Raw genomic sequence first — 10,069 nt, 5'->3', positions numbered from 1 at the left:
CCTGAATCCTATTCGCTGACATGGTTTGCACGTGTCTTCAGTTATCCGGATTTTCGGGATGGATTCCGCGCCAGCCTCGTCATCACCGGATGGTCCTCGTTCATTGCGCTGGTGATCGGGACCTGCCTGTCGATTGTCGTCAAACGGCTGGAATTCCCCGGCAAGCAGACGCTGCTGGCCATCCTGCACTCTCCGCTCGTGGTGCCGCACTTCACGCTGGGGCTGGGCCTGCTCATCCTGGTGTCACAAGCCTCCATACACCGCTCATATGGCGTCGTCATCCTGTGTCACGTGATGCTGGTGCTGCCGTTTGTGCTGAAGAGCGTCTATGTTTCCATGGAGAACCTGGACGCAAGGCTTGAACAGGCGGCAGCAAGCCTCGGTGGGTCGCCGCTGAAGGTGCTTTTCACGATTACGATTCCGCTGCTCGCGCCGGGGCTGTTTGGCGGCTGGTTGTTTGCGGCGATCATGTCGTTCAGTGAATTCACCGCATCGCTTTTCGTCACAACGCAAGACACGCAGACACTGCCGGTTTCCATGTACAACTATGTACGGGAGTTTGCCGATCCGACGCTGGCCGCACTGTCAGTCGTCTATATTGCCGTGACGGCTAGCGTGCTTGCCTTCGCGAACTATTTTCTGGGCTTGGGGAAAATCCTCAATATCGAGGAAGGGCATTGACCGGCGGCACGCCGCAGTGCCGTTTCCAGTTGCGCGCGCAGCTCGATGGCGCTGGCGCGCACCTGCGCAATGGCCACCTGCACGCGGATGCGTTCCAGCTCCGTCGAGAATTGGGTACGCAGCTCCAGCAGCTGCCGCTCRAGCGCCTCGACCTGGCGTATGCCCTCCTCCTGCCCTGTGACCTTCGCGCGCCCTGTCGCGGCCGCGAGGGGCATCGAGACGGTGATCGTCAATGGCGCCATCGCGTGGCGCGGCGGAGAGAGCACCGGCGCCCGTGCCTGGGCGGTGATCCGCCGCAACGATGCCGCCCGAGCTTAGCGCATGCAGTTGCGGCGGTTCCCGGTAGCTCCGGTGCCATCCTTCATTACACTTTATCTTCCCGCGCTCACAGTAACCTCAACCCATCGGCAGGCACGTCGCATACCAGCATGTGCCCCGGCGCATGGGTGATGCACAGCGGCGGACGCGCCATCATGGCCGCCGCCTGCGGCGTCACCCCGCACCCCCAGAACACGGGAACCTCCCCGGCCAGGATCACGGTCGGCTCGCCTTCGTCCGGGCGGCCGATGTCCGCGATGCCGATCGCGGCGGGGTCGCCCATATGAACCGGCGCCCCGTGCGCCCCCGGCAACCGGGCGCACACGGCCCAGGCGATGGCCGCCTCGTCCGGCGTGTAGGGCCGCATCGACACCACCATTGGCCCATGGAAGGCACCCACGCGCGTGGTCCGGATGCTGGTGCGGTACATCGGCACGATCTTGCCTTCGTCGACGTGCCGCACGCGCAAGCCGGCGCGCTCCAGCGCGTCCTCGAACGACAGCGAGCAGCCCAGCACAAAGCCCACGAAATCGTCCTGCCAGAGCGCGCTGATATCGTCGCGCTCCTCCACCAGTTCGCCATGGCGCCACACACGGTAGCGCGGCACGTCGGTGCGAAGGTCGATATCGCCGCCCAGCATCGGCACCGCGGGGCTGCCCGCTTCGGTCATGCCGATCAGCGGGCATGGCACCGGGTTGGCCCGGCAGTACCCGAGGAAATCCCCGGCCCAGGCCTTGGGCAGGATCATCAGGTTGCCCTGGCCATGGCCGGGCGCCATGCCGCTGGTATTGCCGTTGTACCGGCCACTGCGGATGCCGGCGCGGGCGCCAGTCGGCGTGGCGGCCCAGCCGGGCGCAAGCCCGGCCGCGGCGTGGATACCTGCGTCCATCTCCAAGCTCCGGTTGCGGTCCGTCATCAGTCGAGGGCCTGGCGGGCGGTTTCCTTCACGCCCAGCAGGGCCAGCAGGCTGACTGCCGCGCCGCCCATGAGCAGGTAGGCCGGACTGAGCAGGTTGCCAGTGCTGCCGATCAGCGCGGTGGCCACGTACGGCGTGAGCCCGCCGCCAAGGATGGCGCCGATGTTGAAGCTGAACGCCATGCCGGTGTAGCGCACGCGGGTCGGGAACTGCTCGGCATAGGTCGGATAGCCGACGGACTGCACGATGGGCATGGGCAGCGCCACCACCATCATGGCGAGAAAGGCCAGGCCGATGCTGTGGTTGTCCATCAGCATCATCATCGGCAATACCAGCACCATGTAGGCGCAAAAGCCGATGGCAAGCACCTTGCGCCGGCCGAGCCGGTCGGACAGTCCGCCCCACAGCGGCATCAGCATGGCCATGGTCAGGCTGACGAACGCCATGATCCAGTACACCGTTGCCTTGTCGTACTTGAGATAAGTGGTCATGTAGATGTTCATGAACACCAGCCCCACCCAGTAGCCCACGTTCTGGCCGAAGGACAGCAGCATCACCTTGACCACGGCGGGCATGTGCGAGGTGAAGACTTCCTTGAGCGGCGCCTTGGGCGGCTCACTGTGTTCCTGGAACTGCTTGAAGGCCACGGACTCTTCCACGCGCTTGCGCACCATCGACGAGATCACCACCATCGGGATCGCCATCAGGAACGGAATGCGCCAGCCCCACGCCTGCATCTGCACGGGCTCCAGCAAGCCGGTGGTGATGCCGCACACGGTCGCGGCCAGCGCGCCGCCCACGGCCACGCCCACCGGCGTGAAGGCGCCGTAGAAGCCGCGCCTGCCCTTGGGGGCGGACTCGGCCACATAGGCCGCCGCGCCGGTGACTTCGCCGCCGGCGAAGAAGCCCTGCGCAAGGCGGATGGCCAGCAGCAGCAGCGGCGCCACGATGCCCGCGCTGGCAGCCACCGGCAGCAGGCCGATGATGCCGGTGGCAATGCCCATGCCGATCACGGTGACCAGCAGCACGGCGCGGCGGCCGACGCGGTCGCCCAGGCGCCCAAGCACGATGCCGCCGATCGGGCGCATCAGGAAGGCGCTGCCGAACACGGCCAGGATGGCCAGCAGCGAAGCCGTGGCGTTGTCGCTAGGGAAGAACAGCGGGCCAATGGTGGAGGCCATATAGCCGTACACGCCGAACTCGTAATACTCGATGGCGGTACCGGCCGCGGCGGCCATGGCGGCTTTGCGGGCGACGGTATTGCCGGTTGCCGGCGCCGTGGCAGGGGTGGATGCCGGCGCCGCGTCGGGCATCGGCAGGGATGAGGTGGGGGCGTTGGACATGTTGTCAGTTTCCAGGATGCAACGGGGTAGAAAATCCAGTCCAGGCGTGGTGAAACCCCTGGATGAACCAGCGCTGAAGCACGAACACCTGCCACGATGGCCGTCCTGTGCCTGAAACTTCCTGGTGCACAGGCCGGGCTCGCGTCTTGTTTTTATTTCCGGAGAGCTAACCACCTGCCGGGAATCGCGGGCCTTTAAAAGCCACCGGGATTCATGCTTCATCGATTACACCGGATACTTTGCAACAAGCATGCCAGCGGCGATTTCGTTAAAAACACGGAATTCCGGGCGTTACGATTCCTGACTGAGAAAAGCCATATGATTCGGGGATTTAATGCGCCCCGCCGCACCACAACAATGAACCTGTCGTCCCGCCCTGGGGCAGTAAACGCACCGAAACCGGTATCGTCCGCAGCCAGCTGGTGATTCATTTCCCAACCCACGGGATCATTGAGAAAACGGCCAGACCGTACGGCCCGGCCGACGCCACCAAATCTATGTCAGCGGCGAATTTACAGCTTTATCAACAGCGTGCTTCAAGCAGCAGGAATAAAGCTGCCCAATACCTGGCCTTCTTCCACCATTTCACCTTCGGCCACGCAATACGATTCGATATAACCTGCCGATCCGGCCTCAATCGGTATTTCCATTTTCATGGATTCGATAATCAGAAGCGTGGCATCCTTTACCTGCATCTCGCCGGGCTGCGCCACGAGTTTCCAGAGGGTGCCAGCGGTGTCTGCCACGATGGATATGGGGGATTTTGTGTGGGGCATATTCTGTTTGTCCGTAGCTATCGTGATTGCGGTGCGCGCACCGTGATGCCCTCCGCCTCCAGCGCGGCGCGGATGCGGCGGGCAAACCCGGCCGCGCCCGGCTGGTCGCCGTGGATGCAGAGCGTGTCCGCCCGGACCGGCACGTCCACGCCGCCCAGCGAGCGCACCACACCGTCGCGCACCATGCGCAATACCTGCGCGATGGAAGCCTCCACATCGGTGATCATGGCGCCGGGATGGCTGCGCGGGGTCAGCGAGCCATCGTCCTGATACGTGCGGTCGGCAAATACCTCCTGCGCCACCGCGAGTCCGGCCTCGCGCGCGGCCGTGACCAGCGCGGAGCCGGCCAGGCCGTAGAACACCAGCGACGGATCCACATCGCGCACCGCCTCGCACAGCGCGCGCGCCATGACGCCATCGCGCGCGGCCTGGTTGTACAGCGCGCCGTGCGGCTTCACATGCGCGAGCCGGCTGCCGGCCGCGGCGGCGAACGCCTGCAGGGCGCCAACCTGGCAGACCGTGATGTTGTAGATCTCCTCGCGGCCGAGCTGCATGGCGCGCCGTCCAAAACCCTGCAGATCCGGAAAGCCCGGATGCGCGCCGAGCGAGACACCGAGCGCAGTGGCGGCGCGCACGGTGGCTGCCATGGTCTGCGCATCGCCCGCGTGAAAACCGCAGGCAATATTGGCGGAGGTGACATGCGGCAGCACGGCCGCATCGTCACCAAGCCGGTAGATACCGAAGCTCTCGCCCATATCGCTGTTGAAATCGATCTCAGCCATGCGCGTGCTCCCCTGCCGTTGCCGTATCCATGGCTTCGAATATTGCGTCCTGCAGCAAGGCAAGGCGCTGGGCTTCCCGCAGATCGATCAAGGCAAAGCGCACCGCCTCGCTCGGCATCTTCTGCGCCAGGCGCGGCAGGTCCACCGCGCACACATGGGCAATCTTGGGATAGCCGCCGGTGGTCTGGCGGTCCGCCATCAGCACGATGGGCTGGCCATCGGGCGGCACCTGGATCGTGCCGAAGGCCACGGCCTCGGACAGCATCTCGGCAGGTGCGGCCAGCGCGAGCGGCGTGCCTTCCAGGCGATACCCCATGCGGTCCGATTGCGCGCCAATGCGAAACGGCTCGCTGACGAGCGCATGCCTGGCCGCATCCGAGAAACACGCCCATTCGCGTCCGGCGACGACGCGCACGGGCAGATCGGGCGCGGTGAGGACATCGGCCGGAAACGCCGGGGAACCGGCATCGCGGACCGGTGCGGCCACGCCGCCGCGCAAGGCAATGTGGTCGCCCTTGCGCAACGGCTTGCCGGCCGCGCCGCCATAGCCGCCGCGCACAAAGGTGCTGCAACTGCCCATGACCGGCGTCAGCGCAAAGCCGCCGTGCACCGCAAGGTAAGCGCGCAAGCCGCTGCGGCGCTTGCCGAAGGCCAGCACCGCGCCCGCGGCGACGGGCACCGCACGGTTCAGCGGCACGGGCGCGCCGTCGAGCGTGGCATCCAGATCCGCGCCGCACACGGCAATCACGGCCGGCTCATGGAACAGCAGCGTGGGGCCCATCAGCGTGATCTCCAGCGTGGCTTCTGCCGCGGCGTTGCCGGCCAGCGCGTTCGCCAGCCGGTGGGCGCGCTCGTCCATGGCGCCGTTGGCCGGCACGCCGAGTTGCTGGTAGCCGTCGCGGCCGAGATCCTGGAAGGTGCTCAACGCACCAGGCTTGATCACTTCGATGCTCATGGCTGCACGCCTCCGTCCGCCTGCATGGATTCGAATACGTCGGAAGAGATCGGCACGAAGCGCACACGATCGCCGGCGGCCAGCAGGCACGGCGACGCGCGATGCGGGTCAAACAGCGCCACGGGCGTGCGCCCGATCAGGTTCCAGCCGCCGGGTAAGGTCATGGGATAGATCACGGTCTGCCGATTGGCAAGGCCAATCGAGCCCGCCGCCACCGCGGTACGCGGCGTGCTCCGGCGCGGCGGCGAAAGGCGCGCGTCGAAGCGGCCCACATAGGGATGCCCCGGCGCGAAGCCCAGCATCAGCACATCGACCGGCTCGGCGCTATGCAGCGCGATGACCTGGTCGGGCGACAGGCCACAGGTGGCTGCCACATCGTCCAGGTCGGGACCATGCTCGCCGCCATAGCAGACGGGAATATCGATCACCAGTGGCGCGCCCGCGCTTGACGAAAGCCCTTCGCGCAGGAGTTCGCCGATCATGGCCGAGAGCACCTCGAACAGGGCGCTGGTACCCGTCGCGCGGGCCACGGCGATCGGCTTGTAGTGCACGCCCACGGTGGTCAGGGCGGGCACGATGTCGGTCACGCCGGGCAGGGCCGCGGCGGCGATCCGCGCCGCTGCCGCGCACGCCTGGCGGTTGATGGCGATATCCGCCACCGTGCCGAACTCCACAATCAGGCAGCGATCGCCGGACGGCGCGATCCGCCAGGACGTTTGCGCGGCCGGCGCGGCCTGTTCCACGTCCTGCGCGATCATGCCCGCACCTCCACGGCGGATGGCGCAGGCACAGCCACCGGCGCGGCGGACTCGCCCACCAGCACCGCCAGCTCGCGCTCCACAAAACCGGTATCGACGCGCCCGGCACGGAAGTCCGCATGGTCCAGCACGCGGCCAAGGAACACGGCGTTGTGCCGGATGCCTTCGATCACGGTTGCGCCGAGCGCCGCCTGCATGGTGGCGATGGCGGTTTCGCGGTCGGTGCCAAAGGCAATCAGCTTGGCGATCATCGGATCGTAGAACGGCGTGATGGCATCGCCCTCGCGCACGCCGGTGTCCACGCGCAGCCCGGCCATGCCCGCCGGCAGGCAAAAGCGCGCCAGCTTGCCCGGCGATGGCATGAAATGGCGCGCCGGGTTCTCGGCATACAGCCGGCACTCGATGGCCGCGCCGGCCCGTCGGATATCTTGCTGCGCGCAGGGTGCGAGCGTGCCGGCGGCGAGCCGGATCTGCGCCTGTACCAGGTCCCAGCCTGTGATGGCCTCGGTCACGCCGTGCTCCACCTGGATGCGCGTGTTCATCTCCAGGAAGAAGTACTCGCCGCTGTCCGCGTCGAGGATGAACTCGACCGTGCCCGCGCCGCCGTAGCGCTGGTGCGCGGCCAGCGCCACCGCCGCCGCGCTCATGCTGGCCAGCACGGCGGCCGGCACATTGGGCGCCGGGCTTTCTTCAATGATCTTCTGGAAACGGCGCTGCACCGAGCATTCGCGCTCGAACAGATGCACCGCCGTGCCATCACCGAAGCCAAACACCTGCACCTCGATATGGCGGGYGCGCGGGACATAGCGCTCCAGGTAGATGCTGGCGTCGCCAAAGGCCTTCAGGGCCAGTGCCTGGGTGGACGCCACCGTGGCCGCCAGCGTGTCTGGCCCGTCAACGCGCTTCATGCCGATGCCGCCACCGCCGCCGGCGGCTTTGACCAGCACGGGATAGCCAACGCGCTGGGCCTCGGCGTGCAAGCGCGACAGGTCTTCGGGCAGGAAGCGGATACTGCCGGGCAGCACCGGCACGCCGCACGCGGCGGCAATATCGCGGGCGCGGTTCTTGTCGCCCATGTTCTCGATCGACTCGACGGACGGGCCGATCCACTGCATGCCTTGCGCTTGCGCCGCACGGGCAAACACGGTGTTCTCGGAGAGGAAACCATAGCCCGGGTGCACCCATCGGCGCCGTGCGCCGTGCCAGCGGCGAGCACCGCTTCCACATTCAGGTAGCTCTGCGCCGCCGGCGCGGGACCTACCGCAACGGCAATGTCGGCCATCTCGCAGTGCAACGCGCCGGCATCGGCGGCGGAATGCACAGCTACGGTTTCCATGCCGAGCGCCTGCGCGGCGCGGATGATACGGCAGGCAATCTCGCCACGGTTGGCAACCAGGATTCTTCGCATATCGACTAACTCTTGCAGCTACTGCGTGGGGGCGATGCACGCGGGGCGGGCAAGCCCTGCCCCGCGTGCGGCGGCCGGCCTTGTGGCCGGTCTCACTCTGGTCTGACGTGGGTCCGACGTTGGTGTTACTTGGCGAACAGCGAAGCGATATTGGCAAAGGCCTTGAGCTCCAGCGCGTTGCCCGACGGGTCAAGGAAGAACATCGTGGCCTGCTCGCCTACCTCGCCCTTGAAGCGGATATGCGGCTCGATGATGAACGACAGGTTGGCGGCCTTGAGCTTGTCGGCGGCGACATGCCACTGGTCCATCGGCAGCACCACGCCAAAGTGACGCACCGGCACGGCATCGCCATCGACGGCGCTGGTGTGGCGGTGGCCCGCTTCTTCCGGCGCGAGGTGGGCCACGATCTGGTGGCCGTAGAAGTTGAAGTCGACCCAGTCCGGCGCGCTGCGCCCTTCGGGGCAGCCCAGCAGGTCGCCGTAGAACTCGCGCGCGGCGGCGATGCTGTGGACGGGGAAGGCAAGGTGGAACGGGGCGAGGACGGGAGTGATTTCGCTCATGGCGCTTGGGGATTGAAGTGTTCGAAGTGTTGTGGGGGTCGGGTCTTGGCACGCCGCCGGCAACGTTCCGGCCGCTGCACCAATGAGGGAAAGTCTAGGCATGGCAACCAATTAAAAAAAGCGATATATTTTTGACCTTAGCTACACGAAAATTGATGAAACGATCATGCTGCGCGAATTCAAGACCTTTATCGCCGTAGCCCGGCACGGCACCTTTGCCAGCGCGGGCGCGCGCATCGGGCTGACCCAGTCGGCTGTCAGCGCACAGATCCACCGCCTGGAGCAAGAGCTTGGCTTCATCCTGTTCGACCGCACGGGCCGCTCGGCGCGGCTGAACGCCGCCGGCCGGGAAACCCTGGCGCTGGCGGAGGAACTGATGGCGCTCTACGCGCGCATCGGCGAGCACGGCGGCGCCACGGAGCGCAGCGGCATGGTGCGGGTGGGCTCGATCGCCTCGGCACAGGTGTCATACCTGATCGACGCCATGGCCGCCTTCCGCGCCGAGCTGCCCGGCTGCAGGATCCGCGTTGTGCCGGGCGTGTCCCTGAACCTGCTTGGCCAGGTGGATGCGGGCGAGATCGATATCGCGGTGATGATCCGGCCGCCCTTTGCGCTGCCGTCGGAGCTGGAGTGGCGCACGCTGGTGATGGAGCCGTTCGTGCTGCTGGCGCCGGCCGCCATGGCAGGCCAGGCGTGGAGCGACGCGCTGGAATCCGCGCCCTTTATCCGCTATGACCGCAGCTCGTTCGGTGGCCGGCTGGTCGACCAGTTCCTGCGACAGTCGCGGCTGGCGGTGCAGGACGCCATCGAGCTGGACGAGCTGCAGGGCATTGTGCAGCTGGTAGCGCGCGGCCTTGGCGTGGCGCTGATCCCGCAAACGGCGGCGCAAGGCCCTTGGCCGCATGGCGTGACTGCCCTGCCACTTGGCGACGATACCTTTCACCGCGAGATCGGGCTGGTGGAGCGGCCGCGCCATAGTCGTCAGCCGGTGGCAAGCCGGCTCGCCGAGTACATCAGCGAGGCGGCGTCAGACTACAAGGTGTAGGCAGCCCACATCCCGCCCGCCGCCTTGCACGACGTCGCCCCCTTCAGCGCGTCCCGCGGTTGCCTGACACGCGCGTCGGAAGGTTGTCTCCTTGGTAGGAGACCGCGCCAAACCGGGGGCGAGCGACCGGACCACAACTCCTGCTTCCGGAATCGACATTCGCGCATTCCTTCATTTGCTCTTCGCAAAGGAAGGCGATGCTTGACAGCCGCCTGTGAGCATGCTTTCTCCGGCCAAGGCCGGCGCACATAGCCCGTCTGGTTGATGTCATGCGCAACGCCGATCCCGCCTTCTGGTTCGCTCGGTCACGATCCCGCAACGGCAGGTCACGTTCGTCCGAAATACGCATCTTGTGCCTTCTGGAGGCGATCGACGCGCCTATTTGAACTTCAGGCGGGACAAGAGGAACGCGGCCCGGCCAGCGTGCGTGAGAGATGCCATCGAKAGAGATGGATAAGTATTTCTTTTGGGGTAATTGCTTCGGCGCGCTCGCTACTCCAGCGCGCGACCACCAGCCACGGCATCGC

General features: G+C 66.3%; 11 protein-coding genes and 1 pseudogene. 2 read left to right on the top strand and 10 right to left on the bottom strand.

The window, feature by feature from the left end; genetic code table 11:
• Window positions 1-681 (top strand): ABC transporter permease (locus tag AC1DO7_RS35815; RefSeq protein WP_477117200.1); only part of this gene is annotated, 681 nt, incomplete at its 5' end.
• Here the strand turns inward: AC1DO7_RS35815 and AC1DO7_RS35810 are convergent.
• The 10 genes and pseudogenes from AC1DO7_RS35810 to AC1DO7_RS35765 all read right to left on the bottom strand — a co-directional run bounded on the left by AC1DO7_RS35810 (window position 633) and on the right by AC1DO7_RS35765 (window position 8,497).
• A complete protein-coding gene (locus AC1DO7_RS35810; protein ID WP_441620929.1) occupies window positions 633-914 on the bottom strand; it encodes a hypothetical protein in 282 nt (93 codons plus the stop codon). The two genes, AC1DO7_RS35815 and AC1DO7_RS35810, sit on opposite strands and share 49 nt — an antisense overlap.
• A gap of 152 nt (window positions 915-1,066) precedes the next feature.
• Window positions 1,067-1,888, bottom strand: a complete 822-nt coding sequence (locus tag AC1DO7_RS35805) for a putative hydro-lyase (RefSeq protein WP_441620930.1) — start codon at window positions 1,886-1,888, stop codon at window positions 1,067-1,069.
• 26 nt (window positions 1,889-1,914) lie between these two features.
• Window positions 1,915-3,258 carry an MFS transporter gene (locus AC1DO7_RS35800; protein ID WP_441620932.1) on the bottom strand — a complete coding sequence of 448 codons (1,344 nt, stop codon included), beginning with the start codon at window positions 3,256-3,258 and terminating at the stop codon, window positions 1,915-1,917.
• A gap of 536 nt (window positions 3,259-3,794) precedes the next feature.
• On the bottom strand, window positions 3,795-4,034 hold the full coding sequence (locus AC1DO7_RS35795) for an acyl-CoA carboxylase biotin carboxyl carrier protein subunit (protein ID WP_441620934.1): 240 nt from the start codon (window positions 4,032-4,034) through the stop codon (window positions 3,795-3,797).
• Window positions 4,035-4,051: 17 nt separating this feature from the next.
• On the bottom strand, window positions 4,052-4,816 hold the full coding sequence (locus AC1DO7_RS35790) for a LamB/YcsF family protein (RefSeq protein WP_441620936.1): 765 nt from the start codon (window positions 4,814-4,816) through the stop codon (window positions 4,052-4,054).
• Window positions 4,809-5,771, bottom strand: a complete 963-nt coding sequence (locus AC1DO7_RS35785) for a 5-oxoprolinase subunit C family protein (RefSeq protein WP_441620938.1) — start codon at window positions 5,769-5,771, stop codon at window positions 4,809-4,811. The genes AC1DO7_RS35790 and AC1DO7_RS35785 overlap by 8 nt, the downstream gene beginning before the upstream one ends.
• Window positions 5,768-6,529 (bottom strand): 5-oxoprolinase subunit PxpB, encoded by a 762-nt coding sequence (gene pxpB, locus AC1DO7_RS35780; RefSeq protein ID WP_441620940.1) that lies wholly within the window; start codon window positions 6,527-6,529, stop codon window positions 5,768-5,770. The genes AC1DO7_RS35785 and pxpB overlap by 4 nt, the downstream gene beginning before the upstream one ends.
• Window positions 6,526-6,891 (bottom strand): hypothetical protein, encoded by a 366-nt coding sequence (locus AC1DO7_RS35775; RefSeq protein ID WP_477117201.1) that lies wholly within the window; start codon window positions 6,889-6,891, stop codon window positions 6,526-6,528. Before AC1DO7_RS35775 ends, pxpB begins: the two co-directional genes overlap by 4 nt.
• Window positions 6,892-7,038: 147 nt before the next feature.
• Window positions 7,039-7,937: pseudogene (locus AC1DO7_RS35770) on the bottom strand (ATP-binding protein); the annotation flags it as partial.
• Between the two features lie 125 nt (window positions 7,938-8,062).
• Window positions 8,063-8,497 (bottom strand): VOC family protein, encoded by a 435-nt coding sequence (locus tag AC1DO7_RS35765; protein WP_253930999.1) that lies wholly within the window; start codon window positions 8,495-8,497, stop codon window positions 8,063-8,065.
• Window positions 8,498-8,663: 166 nt separating this feature from the next.
• Here AC1DO7_RS35765 and AC1DO7_RS35760 point away from each other — a divergent pair, with 166 nt between their 5' ends.
• Complete coding sequence (locus tag AC1DO7_RS35760) at window positions 8,664-9,542, top strand: LysR family transcriptional regulator (protein WP_441620942.1); 879 nt, start codon at window positions 8,664-8,666, stop codon at window positions 9,540-9,542.
• The last annotated feature ends 527 nt before the right edge of the window (window positions 9,543-10,069 follow it).

Source organism: Cupriavidus sp. 05N40 (genome assembly GCF_056397305.1).
This window is presented reverse-complemented; position numbering and strand designations above follow the sequence as displayed.